The organism is Prolixibacter sp. SD074 (assembly GCF_009617895.1).
In the GTDB taxonomy this organism is placed as follows: domain Bacteria; phylum Bacteroidota; class Bacteroidia; order Bacteroidales; family Prolixibacteraceae; genus Prolixibacter.
Map to the genome: position 1 here is coordinate 3,485,708 of NZ_BLAW01000001.1, position 20,801 is coordinate 3,506,508.

Genomic DNA, 20,801 nt, shown 5'->3' on the forward strand with positions numbered 1-20,801 from the left:
TAAAGAAAGCCGGAAATGAATCAGTCATTCAGTTACGATAAGAAATATATGGAACGGGCCATCGAACTGGCCCGTTTGGGCATGAGCAACGTGGCACCCAATCCCATGGTGGGGTGCGTCATCGTTCATCAGGATAAAATAATTGGTGAGGGTTTCCATCAAAAGTACGGCGGACCGCATGCAGAGGTGAACGCCATCAATTCGGTGGAGAAAAAAGAATTGTTAAAAGATTCGACACTTTACGTGACGTTGGAGCCTTGTGCCCATCATGGAAAAACACCGCCTTGTTCCGATTTAATCGTATCGAAAAAAATTCCCCGTGTGATTATTGGTACAATCGATCCATTTGCCCGGGTAGCCGGGAAAGGAATCGAAAAATTAAAGTCTGCCGGTTGTCGTGTTGTGCCGGGGGTCATGAGGGAGGAATGCCAGGAACAGAACAGGCGTTTTTTCACATTTCATGAAAAGAAACGGCCATACATTATTTTGAAATGGGCGCAAACCCTGGACGGATTTATTGATATTGACCGATCGCCGGAGCATTATGGGCAATCTACGTGGATAACTAACCAATTATCGAAAACCGCGGTGCATAAAATGCGCACCGACGAGGCCGCGATTATGGTTGGTACCAACACAGCCGAAAAAGACAATCCTTCATTGACGGTCAGGGAGTGGCACGGATGTCACCCGCTACGCATTGTTCTCGATCGGAAACGGCGTTTAAGCCGGGAGCTGGCTTTGTTTGACCAATCGACACCGACATTGGTATTTACCGAAAAGCCTGAAGAAGGCGGGCCCAATCTGGAATTTGTAAAACTGGATCCAAAATACGACGCGGTGCAACAAATGTTGGATGAATTGTACCGGCGGGAGGTACAATCGTTAATTGTAGAGGGAGGCCGCAAATTGCTGGATAGTTTCATGGAGCGAAACCAGTGGGACGAAGCGCGCGTATTTGTTGGGGACCGGTTATTCCGGAACGGTGTCCCTGCACCGAAAATACCGGGTAAACTGATGAAAGAAGATGAACTGGACGGCAGCCGGATACTGCTTTTCAGAAATATCTAATAAGCTGCTTGCGGCCGGGCTCCGCTTGTTAGTATCGGAATTCCCAATTTGTGTTCCACGAACTGAAAGTACATGAATAGTTTGTGCTCGGCTTCAAGCGGGTAATCTTCCGGGAAATCGTAATTAATCTGCCCGTTGAAAAGTTGGGAATGAGGATAAGTCGAAGCTTTCAGGTTCCAATCCCTTACATAACGTACATTCCAATTGTGGTAGTATTGCTTGCTTCGGTAGTTGGCTTTGTTGTTGTGCATGGCATACCAGCTTTCAAATCCGGGATCCAAAGCAATGACTTCGGTGGTGTCCTTTTGTGCTGTGTCATTTTCGGCTTTAAGCGCCAGGCTGTTCGTACTGTCTTTTGGGGCGGCACATGATGCCACAAGAACGACCAGTACTAAAAACATTAATTGTTTCATGTGTTTATATTTTATTTTCAGCAGGCAATGGAACTCGCCAATAAACATTTGCCTGTGTGTCGCTGGCCTTTGTCATGGATCGTTTCATGATTGCCTCCTGTCTTTTGTACATATAAATATTTCCTGCGCAAAAAAATTTGCCAAAATCGTGCCAGGATGCAAGAATGGGGCCGTTTAACTTTCAGAAAATGAGCCCATGCAATGGGTGCGGTTGTAAAAGAAGCATAAAAGTTTGTGCATGTTGGTTAAATAAGCGGGAATATGTTAAAAATATGGTCTAAAAAAAATAATAGATAATCACTTGATCCTGTGGTTGAAATGTTTACACTTTATTCTCTCCCTTAAAAGAAAAAAATGTAAAAATTATAGACTAAACGGGTTCCCTTTTGCGTTATTAAGGTATAAATAACTACAAAGGTTGGAGCTGGTTTTCAATAATCAACTATCTAATGTTCCGGCACAGAGGAGGTTAATAACAGGTAAGCATTTTAAATATTTCTTCTGGACAGAACATTGAGAAAAAAAATGGAGCAATCGAAGTGAAATTGGCTTTCCCGGTCGCGGGCCGCTGAAAATGACAAGCGGCCACTTAGCCTGGTATGGCCTGCGGTAGGTAAAGTTATTACTTCGATTAGAAGAAGCAGTAGGAGCGCTAGTTCAAAAGGAGTAATTAAAGTCAGGGCAAATTCATGGGATCGGGACAAATGAAATCTCACAAGGGTAAGTACACCTTTTTTCTACTGCTTATTTCGTTAATGCTTTTCGGAAGTACAAGCGCAAACGCACAGGTTTGCGATTTGATCTTTGAGAAGGGTAGCAATATCAAGGTGAATGGAATTTGTGCGCCGGTAGATGTTTATGCCTTCGACGCGAAATACACAGTCGTTAGTATTAGTGGTGCCTCTTCTTTCCAGGTCGAGTTTGATTGGGGAGATGGAACGGTTGATTTAGTGGATGCTACCGTTGATACTTCAGGTTCTTTCCCGGTCATCAGCGCTACTGACAATTATAGTTATCCTTCCCAGGTAAACGGTAGTTGTACCTACAATGCCAGTTCAACATTAATTGTTGACGGAGTCCGTTGTACTGACTCCATGGTGCCGCAGATTGTTACCGTTTGGGATAAAGATGATTCCAACGGGGGGAATATTAGTATCTATCCCTATGAGGTACAGGTTTGTGTAGGTGAGGATACAACCATTATGTTTCACGATCAGAGTACCTGGAACTGTACCGCTCCGGCAGTTGATAAACCTAACTATCAGGACCGAATCACCCAATTCACATATGGTATAGATGATCCAGCGAATCGTATTCCGGGGATTGAGTTAAATCAACCGGATGGTTCAATTATCCACATTGGGAATGGAACCGTTGCCGGTGATACCACACACTATGGTTATATAGCTGAAGGACCTTACGATCCGAAAAACCGTTCATGGGCAATTCATGTGCCGGTAACAGATTCAACGGATGTAGGCAAAGTGTTTGAAATCAGACTGGATAATTGGAATTTTTGTAATCCATATCCTGATAATGCTCCCGTATGGAATACTGCCCGTATTATTATTATCGACAAGCCCTGGCCGAAAATTACGCCGGTAAGTCCGGTTTGTAGTGCAGATGCACCGTTTAGTATGGTCGTCACAGGCCGGAATGTGACAGGAGCAGGTACCTGGTCGGGCCCGGGAGTCAGCAGTACCGGACATTTTGACCCGTCCAAAGCCAATATTGGAACCAACCAGATTATTTACACCGAAGTAAACGGGGCTGGTTGTGAGGGTACTGATACAACTTATATTACAGTAAAACAGTCCCCGAATCTTAATTTTTCTTTGTCGGATACCGAAGGTTGTGAACCGTTAGTGGTTTACATGAAGAATAATTCCACTAATACTGATACGTATTACTGGGATTATGGAGATGGAACAAGCGATACAACAACAACCAACGAGCCGGTCAATAATATTTATACCTTTGGAAACTCAGATGAGCCATTCGTTATTACATTAACCGGAGTGAATAATAACGGATGTATCTCGACAATGAGTGATTCTGTCCTGGTTCACGACACACAACAAATTGGAATAAAAGCATCAGATAGTACCATTTGTGCTCCACAGAAAATAAAGTTTTGGGCTGTAGGTGGAGGAAGTGATACCGTCAGCACCGATACCCATAATCGATATTGGGATTTTAATGAAGATGGGGTTAACGAATCAACACATACAAATCCTAATTGGACCTTTGATAATACGACAGGAGAAAATGATACCGTAACGGTCCGTTTGATTACAGAATCACTATACGAATGCAGGGATACAGCTTATTTGGATATTATTGTTTATCCCAATCTTGGAGCACACAGTACGCTGGGCGATCCAATCAATTTGTGTTTGGGATCAACTGTAGAATTGGATGGTCATCCCAATACCGCGATAAGTGGATTGAAACACGACTGGAGCGGAGATACCCAGTATCTTCAAGAGAAGTCTCCCAAAGGTTCCGTCGTCCATTTCGATGGGACTGGTGCGGGGCTCTTTAATGTGCGTTACATTGTTAGTACCAAAGTCTGTGCCGATACGGTTGATTTTCACCTGGAAGTTGCCAATGTAAATGTAACGCTGCCAGATCCTGTATTTGGATGTACTGGCGAACCTTTGGAGATGCAACCGGTAATCACTGGTGGTTCAGGTAATTATATAAGTCACTCATGGACAGGTGATGGTGCGACCTATTTGGACAATGCCAATTTACAGAATCCGAACTTTCAGGTCGGAACGCCGGGAGATTATCATCTTGATTATTCTGTTTCAGATGACGCGGGTTGTAGCGATAATGATTCGACAGTCGTTCATATTTTAAAAATGCCTGCATCCAACGCCGGGGCCGATCAGGATACTTGCGGATTGGTGGCAGATTTGCATGCGAACCAGTCATCCACCTATCCGGCGCACTGGGTACAGATTTCCGGACCGGACACAGCAACCTTTACCAATACCTCAGACCCGGCAGCCGGAGTAGAGGTTTATGCATACGGCACATACGAGTTTGGCTGGGTTGTTACGAATGAGACCTGCGAGGCTGTTGACACAGTCGTGGTTGATTTTATTCAGACACCGGCACCCGACGCCGGAGACGATGATTCCGTTTGTGGATTGCAGTACAATCTTTCGGGGAGTGCAGCTCTTGGCAACGGATTCTGGACAAAGGTTTCCGGACCCGGACCCGCAACGTTCGAGTTTTCCGATCAAAATAGTACCCTGGTGGATGTCGATCAACAAGGAAGTTATGTTTTCCGTTGGACAGACGACAACGGTAACGGCTGTTCGGCTTACGACGATGTGACCATTGACTTTGTTGCTTATCCTGACCCCGTTATATCAGTTCCTGATACCTCCGGTTGTTCACCCTATACTTTGCAAATGTCAGATGGTGGGACTATCGGTGGGGCCACTTACGTATGGGATTATGGCGATGGTACGCGTGACACCGTGTATACAGCCGATCCGGTGACACATACATATCATAACACCGATACCAAGGTTATGAAGCGTGTGATTACCCTGACCATTCAAAACGGTACCTGTGAGACAGTAACCCAGCAGGAAATTACAGTAAAACCAGATTTCTCGGCAGGGACACCAGTACACTTTGAAGGATGTAACCCGTCAACTTTTGAATTTGTTAATGCGAATCCCGGAGCAACCTGGTGGAAATGGGATTTTGGTGATGGTTCTCCGACCAGCGATCTTCGGAGCCCGCCACATACATTTAATAATACTACCGGGAATGATACAACTTATGTTGTGCAGTTGACGGCCCAGTCATCCTTCGGATGTGTCGATACGGTTAATAATACGGTAACCGTTTATCAACGTTCTGTTGCCAAATTCGCTGTTTCCGATAGTGTTGGCTGTAACCCGCTGGATGTAAACTTTACCAATCAGTCGGAACATGCTTCCATCTATTTATGGGATTTTAACGATGGCATGAGCAGTGTTGCAACCGATACTACCCATACATTTTCAAATGGTTCGGATGTGGATGCATCTTTCAGGGTCCGGTTGATTGCTACCAACAGTAGTAGTTGTTCGGATACAACTTATCAGAATATCCTGGTTCATCCGGTCCCGAAAACCAGCTTCGATATGAGCTACTTACCGGGATGTAGCCCGGTACCGGCCACATTCACGAACAAGACTACCGGAGCTGTTAGTTATCTGTGGGATTTTGATGATGGACAAACCAGTACCGAAATCAATACAACACATGATTTTATTAACGACTCTACCTACATCCGATATTTCCGGGTACGCCTTACGGCAGAAAACACTTATGGTTGTACTAACAGCCTGATGCGTGAAGTAACGGTTTACCCGACTCAGCATTTCGATTTTAGTATTCTACCCGATACAGCATGTTCTCCGGCGGATGTTATTATGGTGGCTGATCCGGGAGCATATACGTACACATGGGATTTTGGTGACGGAACGGTGAATCCAAGCAATAGATACCTGGCATCTCACACGTATACCAATTCAGCCGGGACAGATTCAGTTTATACTGTTAAATTGAACAGTTCCTCCTTCTACGGTTGTAAGGACTCGACAACTCGCCAGATGCTGGTTAAACCGGAAGTGAAGGCGGATATCACGTTGTCGGACAACTATGGTTGTGAGCCTTTAGTCGTTGATATTCAGGATAATTCACTAAACGGTGACTATTTTTATTGGGATTATGGAGATGATAGAAAAGATACAACTGGTTATGCAGCCAACTATAGTATTACGTACACCAATCCGAATTTGACTACGGTAGCATACAACCTGAAACTTGTCGTTGAGTCGGCTGAAGGATGCCGTGACTCAGTAACTTACCCAATTCAGGTATTACCCGGGGTAACAGCAGGTTTCAGTGTCGACACCGTTGGGTGTTCCCCGCTGGTGGCCGACTTTATCAACACAGCCACAGGTGCCTACGCGATGCACTGGGATTTTGGTGATGGAACTTTTGACGATACCAACTTTAATCCGCAGCATATTTACAATGCTATCGGCAATGCTGAAAATCTGTTTACAGTCATGCAGATTGTGCGGTCATCTGTTGCTGAATGTAGTGATACGGCCTACGCTACCATGCATGTCTATCCTGTTGATAAAGTGTACTTTAATATCAGCGATACAACCGGTTGTACACCACTGAATACAACACTGCTCAATACTTCGCCGGATGGTGTTTCGTATGAAGTGGATTATGGCGATAGTACTGCCACCGAAACGTTGACTACGGCAACCGGCCTGACACACCAATATCTGAATACCGGGACATCGCCACAAACCTACAACCTGGTAGTGAAATCGAACAACTCATTTGGATGTCAGGATTCTGTGGTGAAGAGCATTGTGGTTTATCCAAGCGTTACTGCCTCGTTCACAGCCGATACTGCCGGATGTGCCCCATTTGTTGTCGATTTCACCAATACGTCAACGGGAGCATTCTCTTACGAGTGGGATTTCGGTGATGGCGGGGCCAATGAATATGTGAAAGACCCGGTGAGGATATTTAACAACTACGGACTGAGCGATACAATATATAATGTTTCGTTAGCCGCTACTTCTTTGTACAGTTGTTCCGACACGGCGCACCAGGCATTCCTGGTGGTCCCGGCGCCGTACGCCGATTTCAATGCCCCAAATTATACAGGATGTTCGCCTTTTACTTTCGATGCAACAAACGTATCGACAGGAGCAACCACTTATTACTGGGATTTTGGTGACGGCGCAACACAAACAACCAACAGCCTGGGCAATATATCACATTTATATACGAACAGCACATCAACCCCGGTTACCCGCAACCTGAAGCTGAAGGCCGTTAATTCTCTTGGTTGTAGCGATTCTCTTACGGTATCTATACGGGTGCTTCCCAAAGTAACGGCGGATTTTGCACCGGATACAACCGGATGTTCCATATTGGATGTTCAGTTTCAGAACTTATCAACGAATGCACAGCAATTTGAATGGGACTTTGGCGATGGTGCCGCCAACTATACAGCCGATCCTTCGCATCCTTACGAAACGGCGCCAGGTGTTGATGCTGACAATACGGTTAAATTAATCTCCAAATCCTATTATGGCTGTGTTGATTCAATTACCAGGAATGTACACGTATTGGGAAGCCCACAGGCTAACTACTCCATGTTGGTCACCAATGTGTCGGGTACGACTACGACTGTGGAATTTACCAATCTCTCCGATGGTGCAGTAAGTTACGTTCTGAATTACGGGGATGGCAACTCTGTTACGTTGGGAAGCTGGACGACTGTTACCCATGATTTTGTCTCACCAGATGCGACGACTAGTTATAGCATTACGCTGACAGCAACCTCAGCCTCTGGTTGTACCGATGCTGTAACCCAGGTGCTCGATACCGATAATCCGCCGGATATAACATTCTATCCGGATACAGCGGGCTGTAGCCCGGTTGTGGTTCAGTTCAGAAATACTTCAACTTACGCAACTTCTTATACCTGGAAGTTCGGTGATGGTACGCCCGATGTGCACCTGACCAATCCGGTGCACACGTTTGAGAATAATGGGACAGCCGATTCAACGTACACGGTATGGTTGATTGGTGTTACCCCTTACGGGAAAAAAGATTCGACTTCGCATACGGTGACGGTTTATGCCAATCCGCAAGCCAGTTTCAATATTCCGATTGTTTCGGGATGTTCACCATTCGATGCCCTGTTTGAGAATACTTCGACAGGAGGCACCACATACAATTGGGATTTTGGAGATAGCATCAAGAATACGACTTACTCAAGTCCGGCTACATTATCGCACACCTATGTGAACGGAACAACATATCCTGAAAGTTACCAGGTGACTTTGACTGCTAGCAGTGCCAATGGCTGTGAAAGTAAAGCCAATGGCAGCGTGCTGGCGACACCGGGTGTGCAAGCTGCTTTTACTTCGGCAACGGATGGTTGTAGCCCGTTGAAAGTTCAGTTCACGAACAATTCAGTTGGAGCTTATTATTATTTATGGAATTTTGGCGATGGTAGTTCGTCTTCACAAATGAACCCAAGCCATCCCTTTTACAATCCGACTGACAGAGACACGATGTATACGGTTAAATTATTGGCATACACTCCGGATGGTTGTAAGGATAGCCTCACTGAGGACATTACGGTCTATGGAACGCCAAAAATTGATCTGACTTATTCGGCAACAAATGGATGTGCTCCTTTCAATGTTGAAATTACCGATAATTCAACTCCCGGAACGACCCTGACATGGGATTGGGGCGATGGTTCGCCAATCGATACTACTACAGCTCCGGCCAACGTATCACATATTTATTACAACACCAATCCGACTCTAGAAACAATCAGTCCTAGGATGAAGGTGACAGCCAAGTCGCCGCACGTCTGTGAGTCGGCCACTGAACACGTTTTTATTGTATACCCGCAAGTGACAGCCGGTTTTAATATGAATCCGGCCAGTGGATGCTCGCCCCTTGATGTCTGGTTTACCAATACATCCAGTGGCGCTGCTTACCTCGGCTGGGACTTTAACGATGGTGTTACCGACACGACAGCGGCGAATCCGACGCATCGATTTGTGAACAGTGGGCTCAATGACACGACCTTCACGGTAACGCAAATTGCTACATCGGTGAATAATTGCGCGGATACATTGCAACAGGATGTAACGGTCCATCCTTCACCCCGGATTGATGTAAGTGTTAGTGATTCAGTAGGATGTGGGCCATTGAATGTGCGTGTTGAGAATCTCTCCTTCTCGGGGCAGATTTATCGGGTGAAGTATGGAGATGGGACGATAGATACAATAAACAGTGGAGGTCATGTTTTCCACACTTATACTTCTTCACATGGGGATGAACAATTTTACAAGATGGTGATTCTTGGCGACAACCCGTATGGCTGTACTGATTCAATCGTGAAGCGGATCCATGTATTCCCAACTGTAACGGCTGGTTTTGTTAGCGATACACAAGGCTGCTCGCCGCTTCCGGTTCGGTTTCAGAACACATCACAGGGGGCGTTCAGTTACGAGTGGACATTTAATGGCGACACGCTCGATGTGGATTACACTGAAAATCCGTTGCGCGTTTTTGAGAATACAACACCCAACGACTCCATCAATACAGTTCAACTGATAGCGTCCAATAATTATGATTGTTCCGATACAACCTGGCAAACTATTACTGTGTCTCCCTCACCGGTTGCCGATATCACCGTCTCGTCAGCAGAAGGTTGTGCTCCGTTTACCGTGAACGTGACTAATAATTCGTATTTGGGATATACGTTCCATTGGATTTACGGTGATAACGATGATGAATACAAATCGGCCGGCGAATCGGCTACTCACATCTACGAGAACACAGGTGTAACGCCGGGATATTATGATTTGAAGCTCGTTGTGGAAACACTGAATGGATGCCGCGACTCAGTAATCCGTCGTATCACGGTACTGCCGGAAGTGAAGACAGCGATGGTACTTGATACTATCGATTGCTCTCCGTTGTTCACAACCCTCCAGAACCTCACTACAGGCGCACAGCTGTTCTTCTGGGATTACGGTGATGGTACTCCCACGTCAACTGAATACAATCCGTCACATACATTTGTGAATATGTCGACGGCCGATGACACCATGTACACAGTAAAATTGGTGGGCAAATCATTCTACGGATGTGAGGATTCCACTTACCAGGATGTTACGGTTTTGGCTGCGCCGCATGCTGAATTCACCGTTGACAAAACCACGGGCTGCGGTCCGTTGGATGTCCAATTGGAAAATCAATCCGTTGGAGGAATTACTTATACCGTTAAGTACGGTGATGGAGCAGAGGAAAACATAGCCGAAGGAGCTACGGTAAATCATATGTATCACGATACAACCAGTCAGGCAATTAGTTACTCATTGCGGGTGATTGTTGAAAGCGCCACTGGATGTGTGGATTCGATGGAAACCCGCATTGAGGTACTGCCTGAATTGAACGCAGTCTTTAGCAGTGGTTCGATTGGCTGTGCACCGTTGGGAATCCGCTTTAACAATGAGTCGAATGGTGCGGCTGCTTATGAATGGAATTTTGGCGATGGCTCGCCAGTAGAGAACTTTACCAGTCCGTATCACCTGTTTGATAACTCTTCTCTTGCAGATACGATATACAATGTAAAGCTTTTGGCCTATTCACCATACGGATGCGTGGATTCGACCATGAAAGATATTACGGTGCATCCAACACCCAATGCCGATATTTCAGCCGTCGATGTTGAAGATTGTACGCCGTTTGATGCCATGTTCTCGAATCATACAACCGGAGCTGATAATTTTGCATGGGACTTTGGTGATGGAACAACCTCTACGAGTTCAGATACGTTGGTTACCCATACTTATGAGAATACAAAACCAATGGTCCAGAGTTACCACATCTGGGTAAAAGCATCCAATAACTTTGGTTGTTCGGATGATGCATACGAAAGTGTCCAGGTGAATCCATTTGTCAAGGCAGCTTTCTCTGCCGATACTGTAGGTTGTTCGCCATTGACACTAGATTTTAAGAACTTGTCGGAAGGTGCCTATTCTTATGAATGGTACTTCGGCGATAGTTCCGGGGTATATCGTTCCACCAATCCGGGTCATACGTTTGTCAATACTTCGCAGAAAGATACCATATTCCATGTGATGCTTGTTGCCATGTCGAGATATGGTTGTTCGGACACGGCAGTGATGGGTATTCGGGTTTATCCATCACCGATGGCAAGTTTCAGCGTCAATTCGCTGGGCGGATGTGCGCCTTACACTTTGGAAATCACAGATCAATCAGTTGGTGCTGAAAGTTATCTCTGGAAGTTTGGTGATGGTACTTCCTCAACCGGTGCTCAAGAGAACTTTACGCATGATTATCTTAATACCGGACAGACAACCGTCTATCCGGTGACTTTGCAGGTGGAAAATGAAATTGGCTGTAAGTCGTCATATACTGCCAATATTGAGGTGCACCCGATGGTTACTGCCGATTTCCAACCTGATAAAAGCGAAGGTTGTAGTCCGTTAAGTGTTAACTTCTCTAATCTTTCGTCTGGTGGTGAAACCTATTACTGGGATTTTAATGATCAAATGTATTCCAGTGAATTCCAGCCAAGACATCCATTCGTGAACACGACATCGAAAGATTCTACGTTTATGGTACAGTTAGTGGCGACTTCACTCAATCATTGTACCGATACCATTAGTAAAACCATACTGGTACACCCGACGCCACAGGCCGCTTTCATTGTAGATCCGCAGGTTCAGACGTTCCCGGATAAGACTATCCGGATTACCAATCAAACACCGGGAGGACCGTGGAATTACGTTTGGAACTTCGGTGACATGACGCAGGAAGTAAATGGGGATGTAACATCTCATGACTTTGAAACTCCGGGGAATTATGATATTACCCTGGCAGCAAGTAGCGATTTCTGTTCGCAAAAAGCTGTTCAGCGGGTATCGGTTTTGGCCGGGCCGCCGTCATCGGTATTCGATCCGGATACTGCGGGATGTCCGCCGCTAAAGGTGCAGTTCCGGAATCAGTCGAAGAATGGTTACCGTTACGTATGGGATTTCGGCGACGGAAACTACTCAACGCAAAAAGCGCCCGAACATACCTTCTTTGCCGAAGGGGCCTACAATGTGCATTTGCAGGTATTTAATCAGGTTGGTGATGTTGCTGAATCGGACAAACAGATCGTTGTTTATCCGGCAGTGCGGGCCTATTTCAATCTTTTCCCGAGCAGGGTGAAAATTCCGGGAGAAAAAGTGAGCTTCTCCAACTTCTCTGAGAATGCCGATAACTATTTGTGGGACTTTGGTGATGGTGATACATCAACGGTCTTTGAACCCGGGCATGAATACCAGAAAGTCGGCGTATTTCCAGTTTCCTTGATGGCCACCTCTCTAAAGAGCTGTACCGATACATTTATCCTGGCGCAGGGAGTTGAGGCTTACAGCGAAGCAAAAATCCAGGTCCCGAACGCCTTTATGCCTGCTAAGGATGGCCCCAACGGAGGTAAATATACGCCGGGTGATCGGTACAATCATGTGTTCTATCCGGTTGTAGCTAAGGGGGATATTGACAAGTATCAGTTGCAGGTTTTTAACCGGTGGGGTAACCTCATGTTCCTGACCAATGATATCGATACGGGCTGGGATGGATACTATAATGGAGAACTTGCCTCACCCGGGGTTTATATTTGGCGTATAAAATGTACGTTTAAAGATGGTACGCAAATAGTTAAAGCGGGTGATGTTACATTATTGCAGTAGTCCTTGGTACGAGAAGCATGATAAAACGTTTTACATTCATATTGCTGCTGCAGGTGTTTCTGTTTGGAACAAAGTCATATGCACAGGATCCGCATTTTTCTCAGTTCTATGCAGCGCCGACTTTCATGAGCCCGTCACTGGCCGGATCGACCGGGGGAGTGCGTTTGGTAACCAACTATCGTAACCAGTGGCCGGGCATTTCGCAGGCGTACCATACTTATGCTGTTGCCGCCGACATGTATGTGAATAAATTTCACAGTGGGTTTGGCGCCATCATGGTAACCGATCAGGCCGGCTCTGCCGATTACAATACTACCAATCTTGGCTTGCAATACTCGTATCGTGTGCAATTGGGGGAAAACCTCCAATTCATTCCCGGACTTCAATTTACGTTGGGACAATTAAGTTTGAACAGGAACAAGCTGATTTTTCCTGATGGATTGGTAAATGGCGGGCAGTCGAGTGGCGATGCTTATTTGGCGGATACGAAGGCAAATTACCTCGATTTTAATACCTCACTTTTTCTTTATTCAAGGAAATACTGGATTGGGACAACGGTGGAACACATGATGCAGCCCAGTTATTCCTTTTTGGATGAACAGGCCAAAACGCCTATGAAAATGGTGGTCTTTGGTGGTATGAACCTCTGGAAAGAACGAGTGGGCCGCATTGAAGAACCCAGGCGGGCAGCGCTTTGCTACCGCTATGAACGTCAGCATAATTTCAATCAGCTCGATTTTGGTGCTTACTGGTACAGCAGGGCGCTTGAACTGGGGGTATGGTGGCGTGGCATTCCGGTTTTTAAAAACGAGGGCCTGGGGGCGCACTACCTCGACAACGATGCCATTGTGTTGAGTGCGGCGCTGGTGACCGGTTCATTTCGTTTTGGTTATAGTTACGACATCCAAACCTCCGATTTGGCCGGCTTTGGTGGTGGGGCCCATGAAGTCTCCATTATCATTGAATTTGGCGATATTTTCGGCTGTGGTGCGCAGTATCTCGACTGTTTTACCAAGCGGGCTGGTCTGCATTTCGACAAGGAACAACCGCGTAACCTGAAAATCTATTAAAAAGGCAGGTTCCCTAAATCGACATTTCCGCCCGAAAGAATGATCCCAATTTTTTGTCCTTTCGGCTGAATTTTCTTTTCCAGTAATGCTGCCACCGGAACAGCGGACGATGGTTCGATAATGATTTTCATTCGTTCCCATATCATCCGCATGGCTTTGATGATAGCCTCTTCTGAAACAGTTACAATGTCGTCAACTGAATGTTGGATAATCGCAAAATTCATTTCGCCCAGCGACGTTAACAATCCGTCGGCGATGGTTTTAGGTTGGGTAGAAGGTATAATGTGTCCGGCATGAAAGGAACGACAGGCATCGTCGGCGCCGGCCGGTTCGGCAGCAATAATCCGGCAATTGGGTAACAACGCTTTCGCGGAAAGGGCCGTCCCGGACAGCAATCCGCCACCGCCAACGGGTGTCATCATGATATCCAAATCCCCAACATCTTCAATCAACTCTTTGGCAGCCGTTCCCTGTCCGGAAATCACAAAGAAATTATTGTACGGATGAATTTCGGTAATACCATGTTTGTCGATGAGTTGTCGGAGCATTGTTTCCCGTGCTTCGAGCGTAGGCGCACAATAGGTGATTTCGGCCCCGTAACCTGCCACCGCTTTTTTCTTGATGTCGGGGGCTGTTACCGGCATCACAATCCGGGCTTGAATTCCGCGCAAGCGTGAAGCCAGTGCTACCGCTGCAGCATGATTTCCCGATGAATGTGTTCCGACACCTTTTGATGCTTCTTTTTCCGTAAGGGAAAAAACAGCATTACAGGCGCCCCTAAACTTGAAGGCGCCTACCTTCTGGAAATTCTCACATTTGAAAAATAATTCTGCGCCAAGCAGATGATTGACGCTTTGGCTGGTGAGTACAGGTGTGCGGTGAATGTAAGGCCGAATGCGCTGATGCGCCTCCTTTACATCGTTAAAAGTTGGAAGAATCATAGGTGAACGGATTTTTTAATAAAAATAGGAATCCATTCCGGTTACCAAAACGACTTTAAGGCAAACTTCACAAATTAATTCGTGATGGAGCCGCCGGGCATCTTATCGGCCTCGTATTGTTTGAATAGTTCCCGTACCCGCTGGTCAACTTCGAGGCTGGTGGCGCTGTAATACAAATTCATGTGGATGTTACAGTAAATCATGAAATCGTCAAGCGTGTCACCTTCCAGGCCGGTTATCCGGTGTAAGATATCTTTGTTGTACACCAGCTTAAATTTGTCCCACTGCGATTCGGTGATAATAGCCGCCATTGCTTTTCGCTTGCTCTTCTCGTGTTTATTCAGTTTATAGTGAAGGAAAGAGAGTGGCGAAAAAATGGCCGAAGTCCAGTGGGGCTTTTTATTAAAATCATCGCTTCGTAACTCTACCGGCACTTTTGATTCATTCCCTTGCGGAACACCGTACAGGTCCAGTTTCTTGTTCTTACCGGTTACTTTCACTTCGCCAACCAGGTACCTGATGGGGGCCATTTTATAAATGACGATCGTCTTGTTCTTTTTGAGATAATCGGCTACAATGATTTTCATGGTTTTGAATCCCATTGCATTCACCGTAAGGGTGTCGGCCGGATCGGCCTGAACCGAGAAAACGCCCTCCTTGTCAGAAATAGTTCCCCCATGGACCCGCTGGTTGACGATGTGTGCATACGGCACAATATCGCCTGTTTCTGTATCAATTAATTTCCCGGAAACCTCGATCATGTCTTCCGGGAAATAGGGTTGTGCATTGGCTTGTATGATAGAAATCAATGCCAATGCAAAGAACAAAATGAATCGTTGCAACGTTCGTGTGTATGGATTTTCAGTATGATAACTTGATCTTGCCTTGTGCATAATATGGCTTTGTCATAAGTCCCAAACACAGCTTTTTGCGGTGGTAGGAATATGGTACATCAAATTGGTTACAACCAATAGATGCCGACAAGATACAAAACGTTGGTTACGATTTGAAAGTTGCCAAAACCAAATCGTCCGGGAAGTTGGTTTTTTTACGGGACCGGAATATGTATTTTTGTGACTTAAAACCGAATATTATGTGGGATAAATACATTGAAACGATCGAAGCAGCCTGGGAAGATCGTTCCCTTCTGCAAAATGAAGATACGCAAAGTTGCATCCGTGAAGTAATTGAGATGCTCGATAAAGGCAAAGTTCGGGTAGCCGTGAAAAACGGCAGCGAATGGACAGTAAACCAGTGGGTGAAAAAAGCGGTGATTCTCTATTTCCCGATCCAGGGAATGGAAACCATTGAAGTTGGGCCGCTGGAGTTTCACGACAAAATTGCGACCAAGAAAAATTACAAGGAATTGGGTGTTCGGGTTGTCCCGCACGCTGTGGCCCGTTATGGCGCGTTCCTTTCAAAGGGAGTTATCCTAATGCCATCGTATGTGAACATTGGTGCATGGGTCGGCAGTAATACCATGGTTGATACCTGGGCAACGGTTGGTAGTTGTGCGCAGATCGGTTCTAACGTTCACCTTTCCGGAGGTGTCGGTATTGGCGGCGTGCTGGAGCCCGTTGGAGCGAGGCCCGTTATAATCGAAGATAATTGTTTCGTTGGTTCCCGTTGTATCGTAGTTGAAGGCGTGCATGTGGAGGAGGGGGCAGTCCTCGGTGCAAACGTTGTGCTCACCAGGTCGACCAAAATTTACGATGTGACAGGAGAAGGGGAAGTGGAATACAAAGGTTATATTCCGGCCAATTCAGTAGTTATTCCGGGTACCCGGATGAAAAAATTCCCTGCCGGGGAATACGGCGTTCCCTGTGCATTGATCATCGGGAAACGTAAGCCTTCTACCGACTTGAAAACATCACTCAACGATGCTCTTCGGGAGTATGGTGTTTCTGTTTAATTGATAAATTTAAAATGATGGAATCCGATTTTCGGGAAGATATTAGACAAGCTGTTGAGGTATTAAAGAAGGGGGGTATTATTCTCTATCCGACTGATACCATTTGGGGAATAGGCTGCGATGCGGCCAACGCTGAGGCAGTTGCCCGGATTTACCAATTGAAAAAACGGGAAAACTCCAGGAGTATGTTGGTGCTGATGGAGAATCCCAATTTGCTGAATTCATACATCGGGGAGGTTCCGGAAGTAGCCTGGGAATTAGTTGATGTGGCAGATAAACCGCTGACCATTGTTTATCCCGGGGCCAAAAACCTGGCTGGTAATCTTATTGCAGAAGATGGTAGTATTGGTATCCGTATTTCGGGTGAGCCGTTTACGCAGCAATTAATACAGCGCTTCCGCAGGCCGATTGTCTCTACTTCGGCGAATATCAGTAGTGAACCCGCACCGGCATTCTTCGATGAAATAAGCCGGGAAATCATTGATGGGGTAGATTATGTAGTCCGGTACCGGCAGGACGATCGGACCCCTGCATTACCTTCCGGCATCATTAAGTTGGGAGTGAACGGTGAAATTCAGATATTGCGGAAATAGGAAATAACACGGAGAAGCACCAAAAGAGCTTGTACAATAGTCTCTTTTGGTGCTTCTCCGTGTTTAGAATGAACTACGCACATTCGTGCACGGCTTTCCCGGGAATTGGACGGCCCACGCACGTTTGTGAATGGCCTCCCTGGGAGTTGGACAGCCCACGCACGTTTGTGAATGGCTTCCCCCGGGAGTTGGACGGCCCACGCACGTTTGTGAATGGCTTCCCTGAGAGTTAGACAGCCCACGCACATTTGTGAATGGCTTCCCTGAGAGTTAGACAGCCCACGCACATTTGTGAATGGCTTCCCTGAGAGTTGGACAGCCCACGCACATTTGCTCGTTGCTTGCTTTAATGTCTTTTCTTAAATCCGCCGGAACCGCTAACATTGGAGTCAATTTGCGGATTTCCATCATAACGGACCGTTCCGGAACCGATAACTCTAACCTTGAGTTGATCGACAGCATAAACATCGCAGTCGCCCGAACCGGAGATTTTCACGTTCACATTCTTTGCTTTCAACCCGGAAGCTTTGATGTCGCCCGAACCGGAAATAGCCGCATCAAGAGCATCGGCCGTGTCGCTACCTTCCAGGTAAATATCACCGGAGCCGGAGATGGCAGCAGATACTTTTTCCGTACTTAAGTCAGTCAGTCTGATATCGCCGCTGCCACTGACAGCCAGATCCAGAATACGCGAACTAATTTCATCGTCCGAAAGAATGGATCCGGAACCGGAAACTGAGAGTGCGTCGATCTGCGGGATCGTAATGAAAATATCCACTTTGCCGGGGTTCCAGTTTTTGAACCACGAATCGGTGGCGCTGAATCGGATCACCAGTTTACGGTCTTTCACTTCGGTAATGAGTTTATTAATGGTGGAAGATTTGGCCTTAATTTCCACTGATTGGCCATCACCCTGCGTAAGATGGATATCACCGTTGATTCTTAGTGATATTTCCGTAAAAGGCGGTAGCGTGCGTTTATCCGTTTCCTGTGCTTTGGCGCTAAAGTTCCAGGCAAAAGCCAGAACAACCATAAGCGAAAAAATCTTTGATTTCATACGTTTAAAATTTATAATGTATGGTACATAATTTAATTCTAAATTTGAGAACGGATGGAACCGCTTCGCTCTCACATGAACTTTTTTTAATCATTGCCTTTGGCGAACTTTTGATTAAAAAAGTTCATGTTCGTTTCATTTGATCTTCCTTTTTTGGTTATATAAATATTGACGTTAAAATCTGGCTAAAGTTGCACACCTGTTGAAAAAAATATGAATTATTCGAGATAGAGTTCAATCAGGCCGTCCGGACAAATGAGTTTTAATTGGCGGTTGGTTTCATCCATCTCTGTAAGCACATCCTCGGAAAGAGGAATCAACACTTCGTTTTCGCGGAAGATAACGGTAATAACCAGGTTTCCTGAATAATCATCGACGTTTGTTACTTTGCCAAGCAGGCCGTGTTTTTGGTCGACTACATCATAACCTATCAGCAAGGGCGGGGTATTGTCTTCCTCCGGTTCAATAATTTCGTCGGTGAATATCCAAACAGGGCACCCGGTAAATTCCCGGGCCTGTCCCTGTGATTCAATTTCATCGAAACGGATGATGGCCCCGTCATTGCCACGAAAGCGAAAACCTTCGTCGCTGATAAAGAAAGGAACCAACCCTCCGTCAATTTCCAGGAAGAGATATTCCGCTTCTTCCAGCGTTAAATCAAGCTGTTCTTCAAAATGCATGGAAAAACTTCCGTCGAGTCCATGTGTTTTTTGCAAATAGCCAATTGGTGTACAATCGTCTTTAATGATAGCCCTCATCATTGGTCCGACCAGTTAGATGTATGGATAAGTTACAAAAAAAGCGACGTCCTTATAAGGCCATCGCTTTGTATTTCTTTTCCCCAACGTCGAAGCCGGGGCAAAGGAGTGAACACGTTATGCTTCAGTGTTCTCTTCGGTACTGTTGTCGGCAGCTGTTTCTTCTGCTTCTTCAGGTGCTTCCTCTGCAGTTTCTTCAGTGTTGGCGGCTTCAGCTTTGGCAGCCAGGTCTGCATTGCGCTTGGCGATCTCAGCAGCACGGGCCTCATTAACTTTTGCTTCAGCTTCCAGCCTTGCTTTGTATACTTCGTCAGATTCAGCAGCTAACCGGGTAACTTTAGCCTGGATTTTGGATTCTTTCTCCGCCATCCATGCCTCAAAACGTTTTTCAGCTTCTGCTTCGTCGAAAGCACCCTTTTTCGCACCTTCCAGGAGGTGTTTTTTCATCAATACACCGCGGTACGAAAGAATCGCACGTGCCGTATCAGTTGGTTGGGCGCCTTTTTGTAGCCAGTCCAGAGCTTTGTCAAAATCAAGCTCAATGGTAGCAGGATTTGTATTTGGATTGTAAGAACCAATCCTTTCGATGTATCGACCATCCCGTGGCGCCCTGCTATTTGCTACCACAATGTGGTAGTAAGCATGTCTCTTACGACCATGCCTTGCTAAACGAATCTTTACTGGCATAAGAAATTACATTAATATTTGAAAATTTTAAATGCTCGGCAAAGTTACAACAATATTTTAATTCTGAAATACCCGTCCTGTGGATTTTAAATGATTAGATTAGAATGAATTTGAAGTCAGGTTCAGGGGCCATTTGGGCAGAATCTCTGATAAAAAGAGTAATTTTAATGCAACGTTTTTTACCAAATCTCATCTTATTCAAGGATATAACAGTAAAATTAAATAAATATTTATGAAAAAATTGCACGTGTTACTAGGTGTAGGACTGATACTGACTGGGTTAGTGTCATGTAACAAACAATCCAGCCCGGATTATACTACTACTATTGATGTATTTTCGCATACCACGGTATATAACAACGATACGGTTCACGGAATTGTGTATTCATTAATTACGCTGGCACAGGCAGCCAGCGTGGAGGTGCAAACGCCCGACGGACAGACGGTCCCGCTTGACAGCTACCAGGGAAGCAGTTATTCGTTCTATAAGCAAACGCCTGATTCGTTGATGACTTCGACTATTCCGGTTGCGGGGACCTATACTTTCTCCATCAGCTTTAGTGATGGGATGACAGCCACCGATACGAACGATTTGACATCAGACTTCCTGTATCCACCACATATCATCACGGCTGAATACCAGGCGGATCAGAGTCAGGTTTATCTGAAATGGGATAAAGTAGCTGATGCTGACGGTTACCAGCTAAAGATTTATAGTGGGGATAATGTGATTGATGGAATTCAACCTTTTGCTGCAGGTACATCTAAAGATACAGTGGAATTGACGATTTCTACATCTAAATACAGTAATTACCTTCCGGGTACCCTTCGCTTTGAAGTTATTGCCTTGAAATTTGAAACATCTGCATATACCAATATTCAGACAATTTCCACCGCAAGCCGGAATGTTTCCGTTAATTAAATAGCAGGTTAATATTATATGCGGGAAAGGAGGGC

12 protein-coding genes are annotated in these 20,801 nt (G+C 45.7%); 6 read left to right on the forward strand and 6 right to left on the reverse strand.

Translation table 11 applies throughout. From position 1 onward, the window contains the following. Positions 1-15 precede the first annotated feature (15 nt). Positions 16-1,071: a bifunctional diaminohydroxyphosphoribosylaminopyrimidine deaminase/5-amino-6-(5-phosphoribosylamino)uracil reductase RibD gene (gene ribD / locus GJU82_RS14975; protein ID WP_228488718.1), complete on the forward strand. Its 1,056-nt coding sequence runs from the start codon at positions 16-18 to the stop codon at positions 1,069-1,071. Here ribD and GJU82_RS14980 read toward each other — a convergent pair. After that, on the reverse strand, positions 1,068-1,484 hold the full coding sequence (locus tag GJU82_RS14980; protein WP_153632889.1) for a DUF6146 family protein: 417 nt from the start codon (positions 1,482-1,484) through the stop codon (positions 1,068-1,070). The genes ribD and GJU82_RS14980 overlap by 4 nt on opposite strands. Positions 1,485-2,173: 689 nt before the next feature. Here GJU82_RS14980 and GJU82_RS14985 point away from each other — a divergent pair. Beyond that, positions 2,174-12,826, forward strand: a complete 10,653-nt coding sequence (locus tag GJU82_RS14985; RefSeq protein ID WP_153632890.1) for a PKD domain-containing protein — start codon at positions 2,174-2,176, stop codon at positions 12,824-12,826. A 17-nt stretch (positions 12,827-12,843) separates the two neighbouring features. Further along, positions 12,844-13,896, forward strand: coding sequence for a PorP/SprF family type IX secretion system membrane protein (locus GJU82_RS14990; protein WP_153632891.1), 1,053 nt, complete (start codon positions 12,844-12,846; stop codon positions 13,894-13,896). Here the strand turns inward: GJU82_RS14990 and GJU82_RS14995 are convergent. Continuing rightward, complete coding sequence (locus GJU82_RS14995) at positions 13,893-14,837, reverse strand: pyridoxal-phosphate dependent enzyme (RefSeq protein WP_153632892.1); 945 nt, start codon at positions 14,835-14,837, stop codon at positions 13,893-13,895. The two genes, GJU82_RS14990 and GJU82_RS14995, sit on opposite strands and share 4 nt — an antisense overlap. Before the next feature lie 74 nt (positions 14,838-14,911). Further along, on the reverse strand, positions 14,912-15,730 hold the full coding sequence (locus GJU82_RS15000) for a carboxypeptidase-like regulatory domain-containing protein (RefSeq protein WP_153632893.1): 819 nt from the start codon (positions 15,728-15,730) through the stop codon (positions 14,912-14,914). A 200-nt stretch (positions 15,731-15,930) separates the two neighbouring features. On the opposite strand from GJU82_RS15000, the gene GJU82_RS15005 reads away from it, so the two are divergent. Both GJU82_RS15005 and GJU82_RS15010 read left to right on the forward strand, forming a co-directional pair. Beyond that, complete coding sequence (locus GJU82_RS15005; RefSeq protein ID WP_153632894.1) at positions 15,931-16,749, forward strand: 2,3,4,5-tetrahydropyridine-2,6-dicarboxylate N-succinyltransferase; 819 nt, start codon at positions 15,931-15,933, stop codon at positions 16,747-16,749. 14 nt (positions 16,750-16,763) lie between these two features. After that, positions 16,764-17,342, forward strand: coding sequence for an L-threonylcarbamoyladenylate synthase (locus tag GJU82_RS15010; RefSeq protein WP_228488719.1), 579 nt, complete (start codon positions 16,764-16,766; stop codon positions 17,340-17,342). A 346-nt stretch (positions 17,343-17,688) separates the two neighbouring features. Here GJU82_RS15010 and GJU82_RS15015 read toward each other — a convergent pair whose 3' ends face one another. The 3 genes from GJU82_RS15015 to GJU82_RS15025 all read right to left on the reverse strand — a co-directional run bounded on the left by GJU82_RS15015 (position 17,689) and on the right by GJU82_RS15025 (position 19,844). Further along, on the reverse strand, positions 17,689-18,399 hold the full coding sequence (locus GJU82_RS15015; RefSeq protein WP_153632895.1) for a head GIN domain-containing protein: 711 nt from the start codon (positions 18,397-18,399) through the stop codon (positions 17,689-17,691). Between the two features lie 218 nt (positions 18,400-18,617). Further along, positions 18,618-19,160: a ribosome maturation factor RimM gene (locus tag GJU82_RS15020; protein WP_153632896.1), complete on the reverse strand. Its 543-nt coding sequence runs from the start codon at positions 19,158-19,160 to the stop codon at positions 18,618-18,620. Between the two features lie 114 nt (positions 19,161-19,274). After that, the gene (locus GJU82_RS15025; protein WP_153632897.1) at positions 19,275-19,844 is read right to left on the reverse strand and encodes a 30S ribosomal protein S16; all 570 of its coding nucleotides are present in this window, start codon (positions 19,842-19,844) and stop codon (positions 19,275-19,277) included. A 232-nt stretch (positions 19,845-20,076) separates the two neighbouring features. Here GJU82_RS15025 and GJU82_RS15030 point away from each other — a divergent pair, with 232 nt between their 5' ends. Beyond that, complete coding sequence (locus GJU82_RS15030; protein WP_153632898.1) at positions 20,077-20,766, forward strand: hypothetical protein; 690 nt, start codon at positions 20,077-20,079, stop codon at positions 20,764-20,766. Positions 20,767-20,801: the final 35 nt, after the last annotated feature.

Bases quoted from the DNA above. Each gene is read 5' to 3' on its own strand.
- GJU82_RS14980 (WP_153632889.1), bottom strand. From the start codon at position 1,484: ATGAAACAATTAATGTTTTTAGTACTGGTCGTTCTTGTGGCATCATGT.
- GJU82_RS15005 (WP_153632894.1), top strand. From the start codon at position 15,931: ATGTGGGATAAATACATTGAAACGATCGAAGCAGCCTGGGAAGATCGT.
- ribD (WP_228488718.1), top strand. From the start codon at position 16: ATGAATCAGTCATTCAGTTACGATAAGAAATATATGGAACGGGCCATC.
- GJU82_RS15025 (WP_153632897.1), bottom strand. From the start codon at position 19,844: ATGCCAGTAAAGATTCGTTTAGCAAGGCATGGTCGTAAGAGACATGCT.
- GJU82_RS15000 (WP_153632893.1), bottom strand. From the start codon at position 15,730: ATGCACAAGGCAAGATCAAGTTATCATACTGAAAATCCATACACACGA.
- GJU82_RS15015 (WP_153632895.1), bottom strand. From the start codon at position 18,399: ATGAAATCAAAGATTTTTTCGCTTATGGTTGTTCTGGCTTTTGCCTGG.
- GJU82_RS14990 (WP_153632891.1), top strand. From the start codon at position 12,844: ATGATAAAACGTTTTACATTCATATTGCTGCTGCAGGTGTTTCTGTTT.
- GJU82_RS14995 (WP_153632892.1), bottom strand. From the start codon at position 14,837: ATGATTCTTCCAACTTTTAACGATGTAAAGGAGGCGCATCAGCGCATT.
- GJU82_RS14985 (WP_153632890.1), top strand. From the start codon at position 2,174: ATGGGATCGGGACAAATGAAATCTCACAAGGGTAAGTACACCTTTTTT.
- GJU82_RS15020 (WP_153632896.1), bottom strand. From the start codon at position 19,160: ATGATGAGGGCTATCATTAAAGACGATTGTACACCAATTGGCTATTTG.
- GJU82_RS15030 (WP_153632898.1), top strand. From the start codon at position 20,077: ATGAAAAAATTGCACGTGTTACTAGGTGTAGGACTGATACTGACTGGG.
- GJU82_RS15010 (WP_228488719.1), top strand. From the start codon at position 16,764: ATGATGGAATCCGATTTTCGGGAAGATATTAGACAAGCTGTTGAGGTA.